The organism is Pandoraea pnomenusa, assembly GCF_000767615.3.
GTDB lineage: Bacteria > Pseudomonadota > Gammaproteobacteria > Burkholderiales > Burkholderiaceae > Pandoraea > Pandoraea pnomenusa.
In genome coordinates, this window is the sequence record NZ_CP009553.3 from 4,681,007 (window position 1) to 4,702,508 (window position 21,502).

Genomic DNA, 21,502 nt, shown 5'->3' on the forward strand with positions numbered 1-21,502 from the left:
GCGCTTGCCATCGTTCAGATCACACCGTATTCGCAGCAAGGAGAGATTCATGGCCCTCGATACCCAACCGCGCCTCACGCATCCCGACGACTTCTATGAAGCCCTGATCGACATGCATCGCGATCTCGACGACGCGCAGAGCCAGGCCGCCAACGCGCAACTGATTCTGCTGCTCGCCAACCAGATCGGCGACCAGGAGACGCTGATCTCCGCCATCCGACTGGCACGTGCGGGCGCGCTGGGCAGCGCCGCCAATCCAGCCGCCTGACGACGCCGCGCACGCGGCGCGAGCGCCATCGCACCCGCGCATGTCAAACGGGGCGCCCCGACATCGGGCGCCCCGTTGTTTTTCCTGCCTCGGCGCGACGCGCGAGCGCAGGAAAATGCGTTACACGACCACCATCTGCGAGATCTTTTGCGCGGCCTGCTGCAACGGCGCGAGAAACTTCTTCTCCATCTCCGCCGCCGACGTCCGGTTGGCCTGACCGCTCACATTCATCGCCGCAATCACCTGACCCGCCCGGTTGCGAATCGGTGCGGCAATCGAGATCAACCCCTCCTCCAGTTCCTGGTCGACCAACGCCCACCCTTGCGCACGCACGGCGAGAATCCGTTCACGCAATGCATCGATGTCCGTCACCGTGCGGCGCGTGTGCGCACGAATGTCGGCACGCCGCAAGGCGGCCTCGAGTTCGTCGTCCGGCAACGCCGAGAGCATGACGCGTCCCATCGACGTGCACCAGGCCGGCAGACGGCTGCCGATCGACAGGTTGATCGACATCACCTTGCGCACCGGCACGCGAAGCACGTAGACGATGTCGTCGCCGTCGAGCACCGAGGCCGAGCTGCTCTCCTGCACCTGCTGGACAAGCGCCTCCATGAACGGCTCGGCCAGATTCCACAGCGGCATCGACGTCAGATAGGAGAACCCCAGGTCGAGAATCCGCGGCGTAAGGCGGAACAGACGACCCTCGCTTCGCACGTAGCCGAGCGCTTCGAGCGTGAGCAGAATGCGGCGCGCGCCCGCGCGCGTGAGCCCCGACGCCTGCGCGACTTCCGAGAGCGTTTGCGCCGGGCGCGCGGCATTGAACGCCTTGACCACCGCCAGCCCGCGCGCGAACGACTGCACGTAGGAGTCGCCGGGCTTCTTGTCGGTCGGTTCGGGAGCGTCGTTCGGCACAAAGGTCATGGGAGATGCTGGAGTCCGTTTGGAAAGGCTGGCGGGCGGTGAACGGCAAGCGTAATGGATTTGCGCCGCCGGTTCTACCGTACAGCACACGCCCTCGGGTCGGCCCGCCGGGCATCCCCTCGCTTGACGCCCGACAATGGAAGGCTTACGCTGTTCTTATAGCGAATATTTGTTCGCTATAAGAACATTGTGACCCAGACGATGCCGCCTGACAAGACGTTCGTGTCGGGCGACACCCCACCGGGGCCGGGGCGAAAGAGGCACATCGCGAACGACGCGAAAGATGCGCGCATCACGCGTATCGCGAACCTCACCCGCCGGGCCATGGAACTGCCCAGGAGGCACGTGTGATCAACAAGATTTACGACTCGCTCGCCAGCGCGGTTGCCGACGTCCACGACGGCGCCACAATCATGATTGGCGGCTTCGGCAATGCCGGCATGCCCTCGGCGCTCATCGACGCGCTGATCGAACAGGGCGCTCGCGACCTGACCATCGTCAACAACAACGCTGGCAACGGCGAGACCGGTCTTGCCGCGCTGCTCAAGGCCGGACGCGTACGCAAGATCATCTGCTCGTTTCCGCGCCAGACCGATTCGCAGGTCTTCGACGCGCTGTATCGCGCAGGCAAGATCGAGCTCGAGCTGGTGCCGCAAGGCAATCTGGCCGAGCGCATTCGCGCGGCGGGCGCCGGCATCGGCGGCTTCTTCACGCCAACCGGCTACGGCACGCTGCTCGCCGAAGGCAAGGAAACGCGCGTGATCGACGGCAAGCCGTATGTTTTCGAGCTGCCGATTCACGCCGACTTCGCGTTGATCAAGGCACTCAAGGGCGACCGCTGGGGCAACCTCGTGTATCGCAAGACCGCCCGCAATTTCGGCCCGATCATGGCCACGGCGGCCAAATGCGCCATCGTTCAGGTGAGCGAAGTCGTCGAGCTCGGCGAGCTCGATCCGGAGGCCGTGGTGACGCCCGGCATCTTCGTGCAGCGCGTGGTGGCGGTGCCGCCGGCCGCGCGCGCCTGATCCCCATCTGAACCGGAGCAAGACATGAACCGACTGACCCGCGACCAGATGGCCGCCCGCGTCGCCCAGGACATCCCCGACGGCGCCTACGTGAACCTCGGCATCGGCTTGCCGACGGCCGTCGCCAACCACCTGCCCGCTGAGAAGGAGATCATTCTCCAGAGCGAGAACGGCGTGATCGGCATGGGCCCCGCCCCGGCCAAGGGCGAAGAGGACGAGGACCTCATCAACGCCGGCAAGCAACCCGTCACGCTCAAGCCGGGCGGCGCGTTCTTCCACCACGCGGACTCGTTCGCGATGATGCGAGGCGGACACCTCGACTTCTGCGTGCTGGGTGCGTTCCAGGTCTCGAAGACCGGCGATCTCGCCAACTGGCATACGGGCGCGCCCGATGCGATACCCGCCGTGGGCGGTGCGATGGATCTCGCAAGCGGCGCCAAACAGGTGTTCGTGATGATGGAGCACCAGACGAAGCAGGGCGAGAGCAAGATCGTCGAGCAGTGCACGTATCCGCTCACGGGGGTGGGCTGCGTCACGCGCATCTATACCGATCTCGCCGTGATCGACGTGACACCCGAAGGCCTGCGCGTCATCGACATGGTCGAGGGCCTCTCCTTCGACGAGCTGCAGCGAATCACCGGTGTGACGCTGCTGCCCTCGCCGGCCGTTGCCTGACACTTCGCACGACACCCTCGCCGGGCCATCCTTTCGATGCGACCCGGCGATTTTCCATCCGATGAGGTTCCAGCATGAGTGAAGTCTTTATCTGCGACGCGATTCGCACCCCGATCGGCCGCTACGGCGGCGCGCTGTCTTCCGTACGTGCCGACGACCTCGGCGCCATTCCCCTGAAGGCGCTCATGGCGCGCAATGCGAACGTGGACTGGACGCGGATCGACGACGTGATCTTCGGCTGCGCCAATCAGGCCGGCGAAGACAACCGCAACGTGGCGCGCATGTCGTCGCTGCTCGCGGGACTGCCGCAGGACGTGCCCGGCGCCACCCTCAACCGCCTCTGCGGCTCGGGCATGGATGCCATCGGCACCGCGGCGCGCGCCATCAAGGCGGGCGAAGCCGGACTGATGATCGCCGGCGGCGTGGAGAGCATGAGCCGTGCCCCGTTCGTGATGGGCAAGGCGGCAAGCGCGTTTTCGCGCCAGGCGGAAATCTACGACACGACCATCGGGTGGCGTTTCGTCAATTCGCTCATGAAGGCGCAGTACGGCGTGGATTCGATGCCCGAGACGGGCGAGAACGTGGCGACCGAGTTCGGCATCAGTCGCGAGGATCAGGACCGCTTCGCCGTGCGCTCGCAGGAAAAGGCGGCGCGCGCGCAAGCGAACGGCACGCTGGCCGAGGAAATCACGCCGGTGTCCATCGCCCAGAAAAAGGGCGAGGCGATCATCGTTGATCGCGACGAACACCCGCGCGCCACGAGCATGGAAGCGCTTGCCAGACTCAAGGGCGTGGTACGCCCTGATGGGACCGTGACCGCCGGCAACGCTTCTGGCGTCAACGACGGCGCCTGCGCACTGCTGTTGGCAGACGAGGCGAGCGCGGCGCGCTTCGGCCTGACGCCGCGCGCCCGGATCCTGGGCATGGCGACGGCAGGCGTGGCACCGCGCATCATGGGCATCGGTCCGGCTCCCGCAACACAAAAACTGCTCGCGCGGCTCGGTATGTCGCTCGATCAGTTCGACGTCATCGAACTCAACGAGGCATTCGCGAGCCAGGGCCTTGCCGTGCTGCGACAGCTCGGCGTGGCCGACGACGACCTGCGCGTCAATCCGAACGGCGGCGCCATTGCGCTGGGCCATCCGCTCGGCATGAGCGGCGCACGTCTGGTCACGACGGCGATGTATCAGCTCAAGCGTTCCGGTGGCCGCTTCGCGCTGTGTACGATGTGCATTGGGGTCGGCCAAGGCATCGCTATCGCCATCGAAGCGGTGTAACGCGCGTACGTTCGTACGCCCCGTACGCCCGTATTCCCCGCCGATGTCTTCGGGCCGGGCGCGCATGTGGAACCGGATAAGTCCCACCCTGCCGCACCCGAGGTCCCGCCCGCACGATCGGTGCGGCGCGGGACTCGTCTGCCCAATGTCTCCTGCACTCTCCTGCTCTGAAGCTTCCGGCGCTCAGACCGCCTTGGCGACGTCGCGCATCACACCACCGAAGAATCCGGCCTGCGCCTGCGCATCGCTGCGGGCATAGGCGCGGTTGATGCCGCTGATGACCGCGCGGATCGACGCCGTGGTCAGGTTCGCGTCGATCCCGACACCGAACGCACTGCCCACAATCGCCTCGCCCGCCATTTCGGCGATGGCGATGGCGCGCGCATCCGCGCCTTGGGTGAGCGCGCGCTCTTCGTAGTGCTGCACGCGCACCGGCGTGCGCATCGCATTCATCAGCGCGTCGAGCGGACCGTTGCCCGCACCCGACACCGTCGTGCGCTGGCCATGGATGTCGACCGTCACGGCGATATGCTGGCGCCCATCGCGCTCCGAGAGGGTGTGACCGATGTAGGCGACCGGCTCGGCCGCGCTCACGTATTCCTTCTGGAACAGTTGCCAGATCTGCGAAGCGGTGACTTCGGCGCCGGTCTCGTCGGTGTAGCGCTGTACGGCCGAGCTGAAGTCGACTTGCAGACGGCGCGGCATTTGCACGCCGTAGGCCTGCTCGAGCAGGTACGCAATGCCGCCCTTGCCCGACTGGCTGTTCACGCGAATGATCGAGTCGTAGGTGCGGCCGAGATCGCTCGGGTCGATCGGCAGATACGGCACTTCCCAGATCGCGTCGGCCTTTTGCGCGGCAAGGCCCTTCTTGATGGCATCCTGGTGCGAGCCGGAGAACGCGGTGAACACCAGGTCGCCGACGTACGGATGCCGCGGATGCACCGGCAACTGCGTGCATTCTTCCGACGTGCGGGCAATGTCGTTGATGTTCGAGAAGTCCAGGCCCGGGTCCACGCCTTGTGTATAGAGGTTCAGCGCCAGGGTGACGAGATCGACGTTACCGGTACGCTCGCCGTTACCGAAGAGGCAGCCTTCGATACGATCTGCGCCTGCCATCACGGCGAGTTCGGCGGCCGCCACCGCCGTGCCGCGATCGTTGTGCGGGTGCACGGACAGAATCAGCGAATCGCGACGTGCGAGGTTGCGGTGCATCCACTCGATCTGGTCGGCGTAATAGTTCGGCGTGCCGATCTCCACCGTGGCGGGCAGGTTCACGATGCACTTGCGCTCGGGGGTCGGCTGCCAGACGTCGAACACGGCGTCGCAAACGTCCTTCGCAAACTCGAGTTCCGTGCCGGTAAATGTCTCCGGACTGTACTGCAGCGTCCACTGCGTTTCGGGCGCGGCGTCGGCGCAGCGCTTGATCGTCCTGGCGGCGGACACGGCGAGTGCCTTCACGCCCGGCTGGTCGAGATTGAAGACGATGCGACGGAATTCCGGCGCCGTGGCGTTGTAGAGGTGAACGATGGCGCGCGGGGCGCCCTTGAGGGCAGCGAACGTACGTTCGATGAGATCGTCGCGCGCCTGGGTGAGCACTTCGATGGTGACGTCGTCGGGAATATGACCGCCTTCGATCAGTTCGCGCACGAAATTGAAATCGGTATCCGACGCCGAGGGGAATGCGACTTCGATTTCCTTGAAACCGATGGCCACGAGCGTCTTGAACATGCGCATCTTGCGCTGGGCGTCCATCGGCTCGAACAAGGCCTGGTTGCCGTCGCGCAGGTCGGTGCTCATCCAGATCGGCGCTCGCGTGATGGTGCGGCTCGGCCACTGTCGATCCGGCATGTTGACCGGAGTGAAGGGACGGTACTTCGTGGCGGGATTCTTCAGCATGGCGTTGTCTCGATGGTCGGCAAAAAGTGACAACCGGACGACGCATGCAGGCGCAGATAAGCTACGACCTCCGGTTGAATGAACCGGGGCTCAGGTCGGCGTAACTGGGGAAAATCAGCGGTGCTTCAGTGAGGAATTCAGACGATGCACGCGCGCAGCAACGGACCAAGCCCGGTGGAGCGGGCTAGTAGTCGTAGCGAGAGGGTGAATTGCGCGGTGATCATGTTTTACATGAGAGCACAGATTTTCCGACACTGTCAACCATGAAGTGTCATCCCGCGATATTTGTGGCGCCGGTCGAAGTGGTTCCCAACATGGCAGCGCCACCAGGGGGCGAACGGCGCGCCATCAGCCCGTCAGGGGCACCGCGGATGTGCATTTGATCTCGTCGAGGCAGACGCTCGACTTGACGGCGCTCACACCGGGAATGCGCATGAGCGTGTCGAGCAGAAATTCGGAAAGCGCCTTCAGATCGCGTGCGACGACCTTGAGCACGTAATCGATATCGCCCGTCACGGAGAAACACTCCTGAATCTGTGCGAGTTCGGCAACCAGCCCCTTGAAGTTCGACAGATCACGGATGTGCCCCCGCTCCATCGTCACGTGGACGAACGCCACCACGCTGAATCCCAGGCGCTGGGCGTCCAGTCGCGTGTCGTAGCCCTTGATCACGCCCATCTCTTCGAGCCGGCGATGGCGCCGCAGTGTCTGCGCCGGGGAGAGCTTGATCGCCTCGGCCAGTTCCAGATTCGAAATTCGGCCATTGGACTGCAAAATCCCCAACAAGCGTACGTCAATCCGATCAATCTCGATGTTGTGCACTTTAATTTCCAAAAGAATCTGCGTGACGAAATTTTAATTCACAAATTAGGGTTTCCCTACCGTTGTTACGAAATCCTATTTTGCGTCGCCGCACTTACACTGACCGCCGGAAAGTATCGTAAATGCACGCGAAATGCTTGTCATTGCAAGGATTCCGGCGGAAGGAACCGGCAGTGGTCGATTTCCCGACCCAACGGTCAGCAAACCACAATTTTGTTGCATTCCCAAAAGCGCCAGCGTCTCCGATGCGTGACAACCACCTTCCAGTGCAGGCGTCCAACGGATGCGCCGGATTGACCTGCTGTACCGGATTCGCCGGATTCGTCGAGTCCGCCACCTCACAAATCACCTCACCTCGCCGAGACGAACATGGCCGACCTCTTTGACAACCCGATGCAACTGATGGGCTTCGAATTCGTGGAATTCGCCTCGCCCACGCCGAATGTTCTCGAACCGATTTTCGAGCAGATGGGCTTCACGCTGGTGGCGCGCCATCGCTCGAAAGATGTCGTGCTGTACCGTCAGGGCGACATCAACTTCATCGTGAACCGCGAGCCGAAGAGCGAAGCGGCCTACTTCGCCGCCGAGCATGGCCCGAGCGCCTGCGGCATGGCCTTTCGCGTGAAGGATTCGCACAAGGCCTACGCCCGCGCGCTGGCGCTCGGCGCCCAGCCGGTCGAGATCGAGACCGGGCCGATGGAGTTGCGCCTGCCGGCCATCAAGGGCATCGGCGGCGCGCCGCTGTACCTGATCGACCGCTTCGAGGAAGGCAAGTCGATCTATGACATCGACTTCGAATTCATCGAAGGCGTCGATCGCCATCCGGTCGGCCACGGCCTGAAGCTGATCGACCATCTGACGCACAACGTCTACCGCGGCCGCATGGCCTACTGGGCCAACTTCTACGAGAGGCTGTTCAACTTCCGCGAGATTCGCTATTTCGACATCTCGGGCGAATACACGGGCCTCACGTCCAAGGCGATGACTGCGCCCGATGGTAAAATCCGCATTCCCCTGAACGAGGAATCGGCCAAGGGCAGCGGCCAGATCGAAGAATTCCTGATGGCCTTCAATGGCGAGGGCATTCAGCACATCGCCTTCCTCACGGACAACCTGATCCAGGTCATCGACAACCTGCAAATGGCGGGTGTCGATCTCATGACGGCCCCGAACGACTTCTACTACGATGCGCTCGAGACCCGCCTGCCGGGCCACGGGCAGCCCGTGGGCGAACTGAAGTCGCGCGGCATCCTGCTCGACGGCACGACCGAAGGCGGCAAGCCACGCCTGCTGCTGCAGATCTTCTCGAAGACGCTGCTCGGCCCCGTATTCTTCGAGTTCATCCAGCGCGAAGGCGACGACGGCTTCGGCGAAGGCAACTTCAAGGCCCTGTTCGAATCGCTCGAACGCGACCAGATCGAGCGGGGCACGCTCAAGGTCTGAGTCCAGGGGAGACACTCGGCGGCCCGCGGGCTGCCGGGCGCATGACCCTCTCTCGCAGAAGGGTCCCAAAGGACACGGCATCGGCGTCACGAGCGCCGTACCGTGGCGGCTCAACGGTCCCGGTTCGTGCCGAAAGCACGAGAGCAGAGGACCGCGTCGCAAGGTATCGAAGTCAGGGTAAGGAACAGACATGTCCGCCAACGCAGCACACGAAGGCTCGCTTCATCGCGGCCTGAAGAATCGTCACATCCAGTTGATCGCGCTGGGTGGCGCGATCGGCACAGGCCTCTTTCTCGGCATCGCCCAAACCATCAAGACCGCCGGCCCCTCAGTTCTGCTGGGCTATGCCATTGCCGGCGTCGTCGCCTTCTTCATCATGCGACAGCTCGGTGAAATGGTCGTCGACGAGCCCGTCGCCGGCTCCTTCAGTTACTTCGCCAACAAGTATTGCGGGCAATTCGCAGGCTTCGTGTCGGGCTGGAACTACTGGGTGCTGTATGTGCTCGTGTCGATGGCCGAGCTCTCGGCGGTCGGCATCTACGTCCAGTACTGGTGGCCCGCCATTCCCACCTGGGTCTCGGCACTCGTGTGCTTCGGCATCATCAACGCCATCAACCTCACCAGCGTGAAGTCGTATGGCGAGATGGAGTTCTGGTTCGCCATCATCAAGGTCGCGGCCATCGTCGGCATGATCGGTTTCGGCGGCTACCTGCTCTTCTCCGGCAACGCCGGTCCCGAGGCGAGCGTGGCCAACCTGTGGCAACACGGCGGCTTCTTCCCGAACGGCGTGTCGGGCCTCGTCATGGCGATGGCCGTCATCATGTTCTCCTTCGGCGGACTCGAACTCGTCGGCATCACGGCCGCGGAAGCCGACGATCCGTCGCGCACCATTCCGCGCGCGACCAACCAGGTGATCTATCGCATTCTGATTTTCTACGTGGGCGCGCTCGGCGTGCTGCTCTCGCTCTACCCGTGGGAGAAGGTGGTGACCGGCGGCAGCCCGTTCGTGCTGATCTTCCATGAACTCAACAGCAACTTCGTGGCCAACGTGCTCAACGCCGTGGTGCTCACCGCCGCGCTGTCCGTGTACAACAGCGGCGTGTACTGCAACAGCCGCATGCTCTACGGCCTGGCCGGCCAGGGCAATGCACCGCGCGCGCTGCTCAAGGTCAACGCCCGTGGCATTCCGCTCGCAGCCCTCGGCGTGTCGGCCGCTGCCACCGCCGTTTGCGTGGTCATCAACTATTTCATGCCGGGCAAGGCGTTCGAACTGTTGATGGGTCTGGTCGTTTCGGCGCTGATCATCAACTGGGCGATGATCAGCGTGATCCACCTGGCGTTCCGCCGCGCCAAGGCGCGTGCCGGTGAAACGACGTCGTTCAAGAGCCTCGGGTATCCGCTCACGAACTACGTGTGCCTGGCGTTCCTCGGCGGCATCCTGGTGGTGATGTACCTGATCCCGGATCTGCGCATCTCGGTCTACCTGATTCCCGTGTGGCTGGTCGTGCTGGGCGTCGGCTATCGTCTGCGCCAGAAGCGCGGCGCGGCGCCGGTGGCCGTAAGCGCGACGCGCTGACGCGGGCCGCGGAGCGGCGGCCGTCGTGCGTCGAACGACGCGGGCGGCCGCCGCCCCTCCGCCCCCCGCCGACTGCCGCGTCACTCGTCATCTCGGCAATTCCGGCCATTCCGGCAATCCCCGGGGATACCTCACTAGCGGTATCATCAAGCGTTTGCCACCGGGTGCGCCCGGCGGCGTGGCTCTGATCCGGGCCTGCGTCAGCGACATCGTCACGAATCTCTATCGTTTTTTCAGGAACTGCCATGTTCGAACATATCGATGCCTATCCCGGCGACCCGATCCTCTCGCTCAACGAGAATTTCGCCAAGGATCCGCGTACCAACAAGGTCAACCTGAGCATCGGCATTTATTACGACGAAGCTGGCCGTCTCCCGGTCATGCAGGCCGTGCGCGAAGCCGAAGCCCTGCTGCTGGCCGAAGTCGGGCCGAAGCCGTACCTGCCGATGGCGGGCTTCGCCAACTACCGCGACGCCGTGCAGGGACTGGTCTTCGGTGAGGACTCGCCTGCCCGCGCCAACGGCAGCATCGCCACCGTGCAAACGCTCGGCGGCTCCGGGGCGCTCAAGGTCGGCGCCGACTTCATCAAGCGTTACTTCCCGAACTCGCAGGTGTGGGTAAGCGACCCGACGTGGGACAACCATCGCTTCATTTTCGAGCGTGCCGGGTTCACCGTGAATACGTATCCGTATTACGACGAAGCCACCGGCGGTCTGCAGTTCGAAGCAATGGTCGACGCCATCGACAAGCTCCCGGCCCGCAGCGTGGTACTGCTGCACGCGTGCTGCCACAACCCGACCGGTGTCGATCTGAACGACGCTCAATGGGTGCAACTGATCGACGTACTCAAAAAGCGCGAACTGCTGCCGTTCGTCGACATGGCCTATCAGGGCTTCGGTTCGGGCATCGACGCCGATGCGTTCGTGATTCGCGAACTCGCGCGCCAGGGCGTGCCGGCGTTCGTCGCCAATTCGTTCTCGAAGAACTTCTCGCTGTATGGAGAGCGTTGCGGCGGCCTGTCGGTGATCTGCGAGTCGTCGGAAGCGGCCGATCGCGTGCTGGGTCAGTTGACGAGCGCCGTTCGTTCGAACTACAGCAATCCGCCCACGCACGGCGCCAAGATCGTGGCCAAGGTGCTGAGCACGCCGGAACTGCGCAAGGCGTGGGAAGCCGAACTCTCGGAAATGTGCCAGCGCATCACGCGCATGCGCGGTGCGATTCATGAAGGGCTGCGCGCTCACGTGCCGGCGAACATGCTTTCGCGCTATCTGGAGCAGCGTGGCATGTTTACGTACACGGGTCTTTCGGCGGCGCAGGTCGACGTGCTGCGCGAGCAGTACGGGGTCTACCTGATCCGCTCGGGCCGCATGTGCGTGGCAGGGCTCAACGAGAAGAACGTTGCCGTGGTGGCGGACAGCATCGCCAAGGTGCTCAAGAACGGCTAAGCGCTACCGCTTGACCGACGCCATGAAAAAGGGACGGCATGCCGTCCCTTTTTTCTTGTCTCGCGCCGCTTAGGACGCCGTGCGCAGGAATGCCAGCAGATCGGCGTTCACCTTGTCGGCCTCGATCGTGCACATGCCGTGCGCGCCACCGGGGTAGACCTTGAGCGTGGCGTTCTTGACGATCTGTGCGGTCAGCTTGCCCGAATCGTCGATCGGCACGATCTGGTCGTCGTCGCCGTGCAACACGAGGGTCGGCACATCGATCTTCTTGAGGTCCTCGGTGTAATCGACCTCGGAGAACTCCTTCACGCACAGGTATTGCCCGAGGTGCGATCCCCACATGCCCTGAAGCCAGAAGGCATCGATCACGCCTTGCGACGATTTGACGTTCGGCCGGTTGTAACCGTAGAACGGCACGGCGAGGTCACGATAGAACTGGGAACGATTGCCGGCGACGTTGGCGCGAATTTCGTCGAACACGCCGATGGGCAGCCCGTTCGGATTCTTGTCGGACTTCACCATGACCGGCGGCACGGCACCGATCAGCACGGCCTGCGCCGCGCGCTTCGTACCGTGGCGTCCGAGGTAGTGCGCCACCTCGCCGCCGCCGGTCGAATGGCCCACGAAGGTGGCGTTGTGCAAATCGAGATGCTCGACCAGTGCCGCGAGATCGTCGGCATAGGTATCCATGTCGTTGCCCTGCCCCGGCTGGTCCGAGCGGCCGTGCCCGCGACGGTCGTGCGCGATCGCGCGATAGCCGTGCTGCACGAGGAACAGCATCTGGGCGTCCCAGGCGTCGGCGCTGAGCGGCCAGCCGTGCGAGAACACCACGGGGCGGCCAGAGCCCCAGTCCTTGTAATAAATCGACGTGCCGTCTTTCGTCTTGAACGTGCTCATGGTTCGATCCTTGCGCAATGCGCGATAAGAACTAAGAACGAGGAGGAGGGGGGAACGAGACGCAACGCCGTCATGGCGGGGGGAAGCCGCGTCTCGACAGGAACGCGGCGCTGCGCAGGGCGCCCGCCGCAGCGACAGCACTTCGTGCGACGGCAATGACGCGCGCCACGCGAAGGAACTCTATTTAATGCCGCGATGAACGCGCGTTCAAGTGGAGTTTGCTTGATGCGCGCATGAGCCGGATTCACACGACACGCCGCAAGGCTGACATGAAAGCCGCAGCGGCACCTCGACGCACGATCGCGGTGCATGCATGAGTGGCGACGGTGCGTGCGTCAGCGCGCCAGTGCACTTGGCGTTATATTGGCTGTCCCGCGGTGCGTTTGGCCGCTCATTCCGATTGCATCGATCCCCATGTCCGATCAGTCCCACGATTTGTCCTCGTTTCCGATCACGCACAAGTGGCCGGCCACACATCCCGAACGTTTGCAGCTGTACTCGCTGCCCACCCCCAACGGCGTGAAGGTATCGATCATGCTGGAGGAAATCGGGCTGCCTTATGAAGTGCACCTGGTCAGCTTCCAGACCGACGATCAGCTCTCGCCGGAATTCCTGTCGCTCAATCCGAACAACAAGATCCCGGCGATCCTCGACCCCAACGGCCCCGGCGGCAAGCCGCTGCCGCTGTTCGAATCGGGTGCCATCCTCTGGTACCTGGCGGAGAAGACCGGGAAACTGCTGCCCGCCGACCCGGCGGCGCGCTATGAAACGCTGCAATGGGTGATGTTCCAGATGGGCGGCGTGGGACCGATGTTCGGTCAGCTCGGATTCTTCCATAAGTTCGCCGGCAAGGAGTACGAGGACAAGCGTCCTCGCGATCGTTACGTCAATGAGTCCAAACGCCTGCTTGCGGTGCTCGACAAGCATCTGGCAACGCGCGAGTGGATCATGGGCGACGAGTACACCATTGCCGACATCGCCACCTTCCCGTGGATTCGCAACCTCGTCGGCTTCTACGAAGCGGGCGAGCTCGTGGGCTTCGAGCAGTTCCGCAACGTGCAACGCGCGCTCAATGCCTTCGTCGCGCGCCCTGCCGTGATTCGCGGCCTCGACATTCCCAAGCGTCCCGCCTGAGGAAAAAATGGCCGGTGCATCGATGAGATGCCCGGCCGTTGAACGCGAAGCCACGCGAGGCGGAAGTTTCGAAGCCCTATGCCGACTTACTGAAGCGCGCCGCCTCTTCGGAGCCGCTCGTTGCATTGCCCGCGCTGTACGAATGCGCCCCCACGCCCGCGAGTCGGCCCCCCTGCACGATCAGGTACTCGTCGCGGATCGGACGATTCTCGAAATAGCACTCCAGAATTTCGCGCGTGCCCGCCGCATAGCGCGTCTGCGCCGAGAGGCTCGTGCCCGAGATGTGCGGTGTCATGCCGTGGTGCGGCATGTGGCGCCACGGATGATCGGCCGGTGCCGGCTGCGGAAACCACACGTCGCCACCGTAGCCCGCGAGCTGGCCGCTCTCCAGCGCGGCGGCCACCGCGTCGCGATCGCACAATTTGCCGCGAGCGGTATTGATCAGATAGGCACCACGCCTGAAGTGCTTCAGGCTCTGCGCATTGATCATGTGCTCCGTCTCCGGATGCAGCGGGCAGTTCAGCGTGACCACGTCGCACGCCTTCGCCAGGCTCTCGAGACTGGTGTGGTACGTGAGATTCAGTTCCTGCTCGACAGACGCCGGCAGCCGATGACGATCGAGATAATGCAGATGCGTGCCGAACGGCTTCATCAGCCGCAACACGCGCAAGCCGATACGCCCGGCCGCGACCGTTCCCACGTGCATGCCTTCGAGGTCATACGAACGCGACACGCAGTCGGCAATGTTCCAACCGCCCTTGAGCACCCACTGATATGACGGGAGATAGTTCCGCACCAGCGCGAGCGTGGTCATCATGACGTGCTCGGCCACGCTGTTACTGTTGCAGTAGGTCACTTCCGCAACGGTGATGCCGTGCTCCATGGCGGCTTGCAGATCGGTGTGATCCGATCCAATACCGGCGGTCACGATCATCTTGAGCCGCTTCGCACGCGCGATACGTTCGGCCGTCATATAGGCTGGCCAGAACGGTTGCGAAATGACGATCTCGGCGTCGACCAGTTCGCGATCGAGCACGCTGTTCTCGCCGTCCTTGCTCGACGTCACCACGAGCTGATGGCCATTCGATTCCAGATAGTTGCGCAAGCCCAGCTCCCCGGACACGCTGCCGAGCAGCGCGCCCGGCGCGAAGTCGATGCCCCTGGGCGTGGGCAGTGTCTGCCCGTCGGGATAGCACTCGATTTTCGGCAGGTCGTCACGGGCATAGGTTTTCGGGTATCCGGCAACGGGGTCGTCGTACAGCACACACACAATCTTGGCCATGATGTCTCGCTCCTGAAGGGTTGACTGCAAGATATCTGCATCGGCGACGCCTCGTGGCGCCCCGGCATTGAGGCCAATGATCGTTGCGGCGGGCGGGAAGGGAAAATCGTTCCGGTCGATCGGATGATCGGCGGGATCTATCACCTCGGGCGCGCTCGGCAGCGCGACAGGCTCCCGTGTGGCGAATTCGTCATCCTGGTTCGACGCGACACCAGGCCGAGGCGCGCGCCGAGAAATGCCGACACGGCGCCGCCGCGTTACGGCGTCAGCAGCGCATCGAGCCGCGTCTGAAGATCCACGCTGCGAAAGGCGGCAATGGCCGCATCGAGCAAGGGCGGGCGCGGCTGGCGCTCCCGAAGGATCAAGCCGATTTCGCGATGCAGCGCGGGCTGCAACGGCACGGCGTGCAATTCGTCGCGCATCTCTGCCAGGCACAGCACGCTGTGCGGCACGATGCTGCACAGGCCCGCGCATCGCACGTGGGCATACAGCGCCATGAGCGAGTCCGTCTCCACGCGCGGCGACGCCGACGTTCCGGCACGGGAAAACGCCGCATCGATCCCCTGGCGACACTGCATGTTTCCCGTGAGCAGGCACAGGGGCAGTCGGGCCGCCTCATGCCATGACAGCGACGCGCGCCCCCCGAGCACCGACGCGTCGCGAACGATGAGCACGTAGCGTTCACGAAACAGGGAGACGGTTTCGAACGCGCGCAGACGCGGATCGTCGAGATAGCTGAGTCCAACGTCCAGATCGAGTTCGGACAATTGACGCAGCGCCTGTGTGGCGGAGAGCGTGAAGACCTCGTGGCGCATGCCGGAAAACGCCGTCAGACAGGCGTCGGTGAGCAATGGCACGAGCGGCAACGCGGTCGGAATCGCGCCAATGCGCAGGCAGCCGTTGACCTCGCGTCGCCCCGCGCTCGCCTCCTGCCGCAACCCCTCGCAATCGGCGAGCACCTGCCGCGCCCAGGCCAGCACACGCTCGCCCTCGGGCGTGAAGCCTTCGAAGCGGCGTCCGCGTCGCACGATCGACAAGCCGAATTCCTCCTCGATGCTGCGAATCGCGCCCGAGAGCGTCGGCTGCGAGACATTGCACAGCTCAGCCGCCCGGCGGAAATGCCGCGCCTGTGCAAGCGCTACCAGATAGTTCAACTGACGGATGAACATGCCCTGCGCCTCCCCGGTTCCGAATGCCACGGTCGTCATGGCATGCGCGTTCGCTATATACATTCAAATATAGCGCAAGCCATCGTGGGTCAGTCATGAGAAAGCCGCATATCTGTCATGGTCGCGCCGGGCGGCCGATCGCATCGAGAATGCGCGCCCGCGGCGCGATCATTGCCCCGACGCGGAAGTGGGCGACGAGGATGGCGTCGAACCGGAAGCGCCGGGCAATGAGAAGATCGGTGTGCCGGCACTTCCCGGGCTTGCCGCGCCCGCGCGGCCCGACGACGTCGGACTGCCGTTCGGCGCGGGCCCCGCCCCGCCCGGCCCGTTCCACTCACCGGGCACGCCGGGAATCGTGTTGCCGTGCGGCGCGCCGGGTGTCGTCTGCGAGGGCGTGGAAGATGGGACGCCAGTTGACACCCCCGAGGCCGGCGGTACGCTCGCAGGCGACGCATATTCCGGCTGCGCCAGCACCGCGGACGCCACGGGCACCGGCAACGGTCCGCCGTCGCTCGCCGCCTCCGGCCGGGGCACCGACGCGGTGGACGGCGCGGATGCGGCGGGCCGCTTCACGGGCGCCTTGCGCCTGGACTCCGGTTCAGGGGACTTCGCGAAAAGCGACGTCACCCATTCCGACGCCCTCGTCCACCAATCGCTGTACCAATGATGGTTGTCGGGCGCCTCGAATTTTGCGTTCGGATCGATCACCCTGGCGCGCAGCGCCCGCGAGAACACATCGCCGACGATCGGCAACGCGCTGTGCGCGCCCTGCCCCCAATAGTCGCTGCGCAGTGTGATGCGACTGTCGTTGAAGCCGACCCAGGCGCCCGCCACGAGTTGCGGCTGCATCAGGATGAACCACCCGTCGGCATTGTCTTGCGTCGTGCCCGTCTTGCCCGCCACGTCGGCGCGAATGCCGAAGCGCGTACGGATCGCACTCCCGGTGCCCCGGTTGACGACACCGCGCATCGTGTCGAGCAACGTATAGTCGTCGGTCCGCGAGAGCGCGCGCTCGGGGCGAGCCGGCGAAAACGTGGCGAGCACATCGCCGTCGCCGTTCGTAATCTCGGTGACCATGGTCGGCTCGCGATACTCGCCGCCGTCGGCAATCGTGCCGTAGGCGGCCACCATCTCCTTGAGCGAGACAGGGCTCGTGCCCAATGCCAGCGACGGCACCGGATCGAGCTTGCTCTCGCGCACCCCCATCGCTCGCGCCAATCCGACCACGCGCGAAGGTCCGACGTCCTGCATGAGTTGCGCCGTCACGGTGTTGCGCGATTGCGCGAGCGCATCGCGCAGCGTCATGGGCTTGTTGGTCGGCGCGGAATCGTCGCTGGGGCGCCAGATCTCGCCGCCCGCCAGGGGAATGTCGACGACCTGGTCGACGATGGTGTCCTCCGGCTTGTGTCCCTTGACGAAGGCCGCGCCGTAGACGAACGGCTTGAACGTCGAACCGGGCTGGCGCCGGGCCTGCTGCACATGATCGAAGGGATCGATCGTGAAATCGCGACTACCGACCCAGGCGCGAATTTCGCCGGTGCGCGGATCGATGGCGAGAAAGCCCGCCTGCACACGCGTTTTCGTGGTGCGCAAATTCTGCATGAAGGACCTGTCGGCCAGCAGCCGCTTCATTGTCGCCTCCGGTGCTTCGCCAGCCGCCACCGCATTGCGGTACTCCGCCGACTCACGCACGAACGACTGCACGAGCGCCGTGCTGTCGCGCCAGCCGCCGCGCGCCGACCAGTTCGCGTCCGCGATGCCCTGCAACTGGTTCGCCTGACGCGTGAGCGCCTGCGTGGCGATGGCCTGCAGACGCGAGTCGATGGTGGTGTGCACCACGAGGCCGTCGGAGTAGATGTTGTAGTCGTTGCGATCCGCCCAGCCGATCAGCCACTTGCGCAACTGCTGCGCGAAGTGCGGCGCGGGGCCCGGCGCTTCGGTCTGGCGCTCGAAGTCGATGCGCAGCGGGCGCTTTTGCAGCGCGGCGAGCTTCGACGCGTCGAGATCGCCGAATTTCACCATCTGCGCAAGCACCGTGTTGCGCCGTTGCAGCGCGCGCTCCGGATTGATCACCGGATTGTAGTAGCTGTTGCCCTTGAGCATGCCCACGAGCGTGGCGGCCTCGACCACGTCCAGTTGGTCGGCCGACTTGTCGAAGTACGTGCGCGCGGCCATCTCGATGCCGTAGGCGTTGTACAGGAACGGCACGGTGTTCAGATAGGTCTCGAGAATCTCGGGCTTCGTGTACACGGCCTCGATCTTGAGCGCGGTGATCGCCTCCTTGAGCTTGCGCGTGAGCGTGGGTGCACGGCCGATTTCGTCGGGATAAAGGTTACGGGCGAGCTGCTGGGTGAGCGTCGAGCCGCCCTGCCGATCGCCGGAGAACGTGCGCAGCGCCGCCCCGGCCGTACGCTTCAGATCGATGCCATGGTGTTCGTAGAAGCGGTGATCTTCGGTGGCGATGAGCGCCTTGACCACATTCGGCGACACGTCCTTGAGCGCCACCCACTCGCGATTCGACGGGCGAAACTCGGCGAGCAGCTTGCCGTCGGCCGACAAGACCTGCGCGGGCCGGTCGATCATCGCGCGACGAATGTCGCGAATGCCCGGCGTGAACGGAATCAGGATCAACGTGTAGGCGATGAGCAGGCCCGGCGGCACCGCAATGGCGATCAGCACACCGCGACGCGTGGGGTGGCGCACGTGATGCCATGCACGCGCGGCATACGGTTGCAGGCGTTGCCAGAGGCGCCGGCCAAACCGCCCCGCCAGGGCGACGACATGCTGGAACAGCAAGAACAACGACGAAATCAGGCGCTTCACGATGGGGGACCGCGTGGCAAAGTCCGCATCCTACCAAAACCAGCGGGGGCGGCGGGTGCTGCGCGGGCGGCGTACAGGCGTACGAGGTTAACCGCGAGTGGCGTCAGGGCACGATCGGCACCGGGGATTCGGGCTCCAGCTTGCGCCACACGAAGCCGATGTGCTCGCGCATGATGCGCCGCGCTTCGTCCGGCTGACGCGTGCGAATCGCCTCCCAGAGCGCGAGGTGCTGCGCGAGAATCGTCTCCGAGGCCTGTTCGCGCAACTCGGTCAGTCCGGCGTTATTGAGCGAGATGTGCTCGTAGAGCATCTTGACCACACTGCCCTGCAAGTGACGCAGCATCGCATTGTGCGACGCGTTCGCAAGCGCCGTATGGAAGTCGCCGTCCAGGCGCGATTCGAGCACGGTGTCGCCGTGTGCGTGCGCAGCGACCAGTCCGTCGACCAGTTCGCCGATGCGTGCGAGGTCCTCGTCGGTGGCCCGCACCGCTGCCAGGTAGGCCGTGGTGCCTTCGAGCATCAGCCGGAATTCCAGCATGTCGGGGCGCAGTTCCGGGTGATCGCCTACGAGTTGCCGCCACGGCGAAATCAACCCCGTCTGCAACCGATCCGAGACATAGACGCCCGACGCGGCGCGTGTCTTGAGCAACCCGCGCGCAATCAGTCGCTGAAGCGCCGCGCGCACCGTCGAGCGGGCCACGCCAAGCGATGTCGCGAGTGCGCGTTCGCTGGGAATGCGCTCGCCCGGCGACCAGACACCTTCGATCAATCGGGTTTCGAGCTCGCGCGTGATGCGCTCGGTCAGATTGGGACCGCTCACGATGACGTCTCCTGCGACGTTGCCAATGCGGTGGATATCGGCCATGCGCGGATCGGACCGCGAGGCGAACGCATGTCGCCTCCCCCGCATACGCCGTCGGCGCATGTTCCGGGCATGCCGTGATTTTGCTCCATCGGTCGTCACCCGCGACAACTGGTACGACCAGTTTGCCCGAACGTTTCCCGGGTGTCGATCATCGCGGCAGCCGGACATCACGTCCGAGCCGACCGTCGTGCCCCTGCCGCCATCAGCGCGTGCACGCGCGCACGGCATACAGCCCGAACGGGCATCAAAGCATCGATCACCAAATCGAGGAGACGTAAGTGGAAGTGTGGGTTCAGAACTACGTGCCGGGTGGCACGCTATGGATTGCGGCACTCATGGCCGCGTTACCGATTATCGTTTTCTTCGTTGGGCTGGCAGGGCTGCGCATGAAGGCGCATGTCGCGGGTGCGGTGACCGTTGCGCTCGCGCTGCTCATCGCCGTGGCGTATTTCGGCATGCCGGCGCGCATGGCCGCGATGTCGGCCGTGTACGGCTTCGCATATGGCCTGTGGCCTATCGCATGGATCATCGTGACGGCGGTGTTCCTTTACCGGGTCGTGGTCAAGACCGGGCAATTCGACATCATTCGTAGCTCGGTGGTCTCGCTGACCGACGACCAGCGACTGCAAATGCTGCTGATCGGCTTTTCGTTCGGCGCATTCCTCGAAGGCGCGGCCGGGTTCGGCGCCCCGGTGGCGATCACCGCCGCGCTGCTTGTCGGGCTGGGTTTCCAGCCGCTGTACGCGGCCGGTCTTTGCCTGATCGCCAATACCGCGCCGGTGGCGTTCGGTGCGATGGGCATTCCGATCATCGTGGCCGGCCAGGTGAGCGGCATCGACCCGTTCCACATCGGCGCCATGGCCGGGCGTCAGTTGCCCCTGCTCTCGGCCTTCGTGCCGTTCTGGCTGGTCTTCATCATGGACGGCAAGCGTGGCGTGAAGGAGACGTGGCCCGCCGCGCTCGTGGCCGGCGGCAGCTTCGCCGTGGCGCAGTACTTCTCGTCGAATCACATCGGACCGGAACTGCCGGACATCATCTCGTCGCTGTTCTCGCTCGTGTGTCTGGCCAGCTTCCTGAAGGTCTGGCAACCGAAGACGTCGGCCGCGCGCGGCGGCGCGACCGTCACGACCTCGGGCGGCGCCGCCGCGCTGGGTGGCTTCGGCGGCGGCGCGCCGCGAAGCCGTCAAGCCTCGCCTTACACCGGCGCCCAGATTCTGCGCGCATGGTCGCCGTTCCTGATTCTCACCGGCATGGTCACGATCTGGAGCCTGCCCGCGTTCAAGGCACTCTTCGCCAAGGGTGCCGTGCTCGCCTGGACGGTACCGGCCCTGCACGTGCCCGGTCTCGATCGCCTGGTTGCCAAGGCGGCGCCGATCGTCGCCAACCCCACGCCGATGGACGCCATCTTCAAGTGGGACGCGCTCTCGGCCACCGGCACCGCCATCTTCATCGCGGCGCTGCTGTCCATGGCCCTGCTCCGCATGAAGCCCGCCGATGGCGTGAAAAGCTTCTTCGAAACCGTCGCCGAGCTGAAAAAGCCCGTGCTGGCCATCGGTCTGGTACTCGCGTTCGCGTTCGTCATGAACTACTCGGGCATGTCGACGACGCTGGCGTTGCTGCTCGCCCATACCGGCGCGGCGTTTCCGTTCTTCTCCCCGCTGCTCGGCTGGCTGGGGGTGTTCCTGACGGGATCGGACACCTCGTCCAACGCGCTCTTCTCCGGCCTGCAAAGCACCACCGCGCAGCAGATCGGCGTGTCCAACACGTTGCTCGTCGCCGCCAACACCACTGGCGGTGTGACCGGCAAGATGATTTCCCCGCAGTCGATCGCCGTGGCGTGCGCGGCAACCGGGCTGATCGGCAAGGAAGCCGATCTGTTCCGCTTCACGGTCTGGCACAGCCTCATGTTCGTGGTGCTCGCCGGCCTGATCACGCTCGTGCAGGCTTACTGGCTCACGGGGATGCTGGTGCACTGAAGCCGTTT

The 21,502-nt window shown here is 64.5% G+C and carries 17 protein-coding genes; 9 read left to right on the plus strand and 8 right to left on the minus strand.

Annotation, left to right across the window (positions count from 1 at the left end; genetic code table 11):
• Nucleotides 1-49: 49 nt before the first annotated feature.
• Nucleotides 50-268 carry a DUF2783 domain-containing protein gene (locus tag LV28_RS44930; protein WP_023597621.1) on the plus strand — a complete coding sequence of 73 codons (219 nt, stop codon included), beginning with the start codon at nt 50-52 and terminating at the stop codon, nt 266-268.
• Between the two features lie 120 nt (nt 269-388).
• Here the strand turns inward: LV28_RS44930 and LV28_RS44935 are convergent, their stop codons facing one another.
• A complete protein-coding gene (locus LV28_RS44935) occupies nt 389-1,189 on the minus strand; it encodes an IclR family transcriptional regulator (protein WP_023597622.1) in 801 nt (266 codons plus the stop codon).
• A gap of 347 nt (nt 1,190-1,536) precedes the next feature.
• Between LV28_RS44935 and LV28_RS44940 the strand changes: the two genes are divergently transcribed.
• The 3 genes from LV28_RS44940 (at nt 1,537) to pcaF (ending at nt 4,166) form a co-directional block, all read left to right on the plus strand.
• Nucleotides 1,537-2,214 carry a 3-oxoacid CoA-transferase subunit A gene (locus LV28_RS44940; protein ID WP_023597623.1) on the plus strand — a complete coding sequence of 226 codons (678 nt, stop codon included), beginning with the start codon at nt 1,537-1,539 and terminating at the stop codon, nt 2,212-2,214.
• A 24-nt stretch (nt 2,215-2,238) separates the two neighbouring features.
• Nucleotides 2,239-2,889, plus strand: a complete 651-nt coding sequence (locus tag LV28_RS44945) for a CoA transferase subunit B (RefSeq protein WP_023597624.1) — start codon at nt 2,239-2,241, stop codon at nt 2,887-2,889.
• 74 nt (nt 2,890-2,963) lie between these two features.
• Nucleotides 2,964-4,166, plus strand: coding sequence for a 3-oxoadipyl-CoA thiolase (pcaF, locus tag LV28_RS44950; RefSeq protein WP_023597625.1), 1,203 nt, complete (start codon nt 2,964-2,966; stop codon nt 4,164-4,166).
• A gap of 183 nt (nt 4,167-4,349) precedes the next feature.
• On the opposite strand, the gene leuA is transcribed toward pcaF, so the two are convergent.
• Together leuA and LV28_RS44960 are read right to left on the minus strand one after the other, a co-directional pair.
• Nucleotides 4,350-6,062 carry a 2-isopropylmalate synthase gene (gene leuA / locus LV28_RS44955; RefSeq protein WP_023873068.1) on the minus strand — a complete coding sequence of 571 codons (1,713 nt, stop codon included), beginning with the start codon at nt 6,060-6,062 and terminating at the stop codon, nt 4,350-4,352.
• A 348-nt stretch (nt 6,063-6,410) separates the two neighbouring features.
• Complete coding sequence (locus tag LV28_RS44960; RefSeq protein ID WP_023597627.1) at nt 6,411-6,884, minus strand: Lrp/AsnC family transcriptional regulator; 474 nt, start codon at nt 6,882-6,884, stop codon at nt 6,411-6,413.
• A gap of 369 nt (nt 6,885-7,253) precedes the next feature.
• On the opposite strand from LV28_RS44960, the gene hppD reads away from it, so the two are divergent.
• The 3 genes from hppD (at nt 7,254) to LV28_RS44975 (ending at nt 11,348) form a co-directional block, all read left to right on the plus strand.
• Nucleotides 7,254-8,327, plus strand: a complete 1,074-nt coding sequence (gene hppD, locus LV28_RS44965; protein ID WP_023597628.1) for a 4-hydroxyphenylpyruvate dioxygenase — start codon at nt 7,254-7,256, stop codon at nt 8,325-8,327.
• A gap of 190 nt (nt 8,328-8,517) precedes the next feature.
• On the plus strand, nt 8,518-9,903 hold the full coding sequence (locus LV28_RS44970) for an amino acid permease (RefSeq protein WP_038619739.1): 1,386 nt from the start codon (nt 8,518-8,520) through the stop codon (nt 9,901-9,903).
• Between the two features lie 245 nt (nt 9,904-10,148).
• Nucleotides 10,149-11,348: an amino acid aminotransferase gene (locus LV28_RS44975; RefSeq protein ID WP_023873067.1), complete on the plus strand. Its 1,200-nt coding sequence runs from the start codon at nt 10,149-10,151 to the stop codon at nt 11,346-11,348.
• A 69-nt stretch (nt 11,349-11,417) separates the two neighbouring features.
• Here LV28_RS44975 and LV28_RS44980 read toward each other — a convergent pair whose 3' ends face one another.
• A complete protein-coding gene (locus tag LV28_RS44980; RefSeq protein WP_038619736.1) occupies nt 11,418-12,245 on the minus strand; it encodes an alpha/beta fold hydrolase in 828 nt (275 codons plus the stop codon).
• A 414-nt stretch (nt 12,246-12,659) separates the two neighbouring features.
• Between LV28_RS44980 and LV28_RS44985 the strand changes: the two genes are divergently transcribed.
• Entirely contained in the window at nt 12,660-13,379 is a 720-nt protein-coding gene (locus LV28_RS44985; protein WP_023597632.1) for a glutathione S-transferase N-terminal domain-containing protein, read from the plus strand.
• 76 nt (nt 13,380-13,455) lie between these two features.
• Here the strand turns inward: LV28_RS44985 and LV28_RS44990 are convergent, their stop codons facing one another.
• The 4 genes from LV28_RS44990 to LV28_RS45005 form a co-directional block, all read right to left on the minus strand.
• Entirely contained in the window at nt 13,456-14,661 is a 1,206-nt protein-coding gene (locus LV28_RS44990; RefSeq protein WP_025249848.1) for an NAD-dependent formate dehydrogenase, read from the minus strand.
• 257 nt (nt 14,662-14,918) lie between these two features.
• On the minus strand, nt 14,919-15,869 hold the full coding sequence (locus LV28_RS44995; protein WP_224785212.1) for a LysR family transcriptional regulator: 951 nt from the start codon (nt 15,867-15,869) through the stop codon (nt 14,919-14,921).
• Nucleotides 15,870-15,998: 129 nt separating this feature from the next.
• Nucleotides 15,999-18,602, minus strand: a complete 2,604-nt coding sequence (locus LV28_RS45000) for a penicillin-binding protein 1A (protein WP_371328148.1) — start codon at nt 18,600-18,602, stop codon at nt 15,999-16,001.
• Nucleotides 18,603-18,756: 154 nt separating this feature from the next.
• Nucleotides 18,757-19,518, minus strand: a complete 762-nt coding sequence (locus tag LV28_RS45005; protein ID WP_023597636.1) for a FadR/GntR family transcriptional regulator — start codon at nt 19,516-19,518, stop codon at nt 18,757-18,759.
• A 278-nt stretch (nt 19,519-19,796) separates the two neighbouring features.
• Between LV28_RS45005 and LV28_RS45010 the strand changes: the two genes are divergently transcribed.
• The gene (locus LV28_RS45010) at nt 19,797-21,494 is read left to right on the plus strand and encodes a lactate permease LctP family transporter (protein WP_023597637.1); all 1,698 of its coding nucleotides are present in this window, start codon (nt 19,797-19,799) and stop codon (nt 21,492-21,494) included.
• Nucleotides 21,495-21,502 lie beyond the last annotated feature (8 nt).

What these genes read in the sequence shown, in the direction of transcription:
- LV28_RS44930 (WP_023597621.1), top strand. Translation starts at nt 50, where the DNA reads ATGGCCCTCGATACCCAACCGCGCCTCACGCATCCCGACGACTTCTAT.
- LV28_RS44935 (WP_023597622.1), bottom strand. Translation starts at nt 1,189, where the DNA reads ATGACCTTTGTGCCGAACGACGCTCCCGAACCGACCGACAAGAAGCCC.
- LV28_RS44945 (WP_023597624.1), top strand. Translation starts at nt 2,239, where the DNA reads ATGAACCGACTGACCCGCGACCAGATGGCCGCCCGCGTCGCCCAGGAC.
- pcaF (WP_023597625.1), top strand. Translation starts at nt 2,964, where the DNA reads ATGAGTGAAGTCTTTATCTGCGACGCGATTCGCACCCCGATCGGCCGC.
- leuA (WP_023873068.1), bottom strand. Translation starts at nt 6,062, where the DNA reads ATGCTGAAGAATCCCGCCACGAAGTACCGTCCCTTCACTCCGGTCAAC.
- hppD (WP_023597628.1), top strand. Translation starts at nt 7,254, where the DNA reads ATGGCCGACCTCTTTGACAACCCGATGCAACTGATGGGCTTCGAATTC.
- LV28_RS44970 (WP_038619739.1), top strand. Translation starts at nt 8,518, where the DNA reads ATGTCCGCCAACGCAGCACACGAAGGCTCGCTTCATCGCGGCCTGAAG.
- LV28_RS44975 (WP_023873067.1), top strand. Translation starts at nt 10,149, where the DNA reads ATGTTCGAACATATCGATGCCTATCCCGGCGACCCGATCCTCTCGCTC.
- LV28_RS44980 (WP_038619736.1), bottom strand. Translation starts at nt 12,245, where the DNA reads ATGAGCACGTTCAAGACGAAAGACGGCACGTCGATTTATTACAAGGAC.
- LV28_RS44985 (WP_023597632.1), top strand. Translation starts at nt 12,660, where the DNA reads ATGTCCGATCAGTCCCACGATTTGTCCTCGTTTCCGATCACGCACAAG.
- LV28_RS44990 (WP_025249848.1), bottom strand. Translation starts at nt 14,661, where the DNA reads ATGGCCAAGATTGTGTGTGTGCTGTACGACGACCCCGTTGCCGGATAC.
- LV28_RS44995 (WP_224785212.1), bottom strand. Translation starts at nt 15,869, where the DNA reads ATGACGACCGTGGCATTCGGAACCGGGGAGGCGCAGGGCATGTTCATC.
- LV28_RS45005 (WP_023597636.1), bottom strand. Translation starts at nt 19,518, where the DNA reads ATGGCCGATATCCACCGCATTGGCAACGTCGCAGGAGACGTCATCGTG.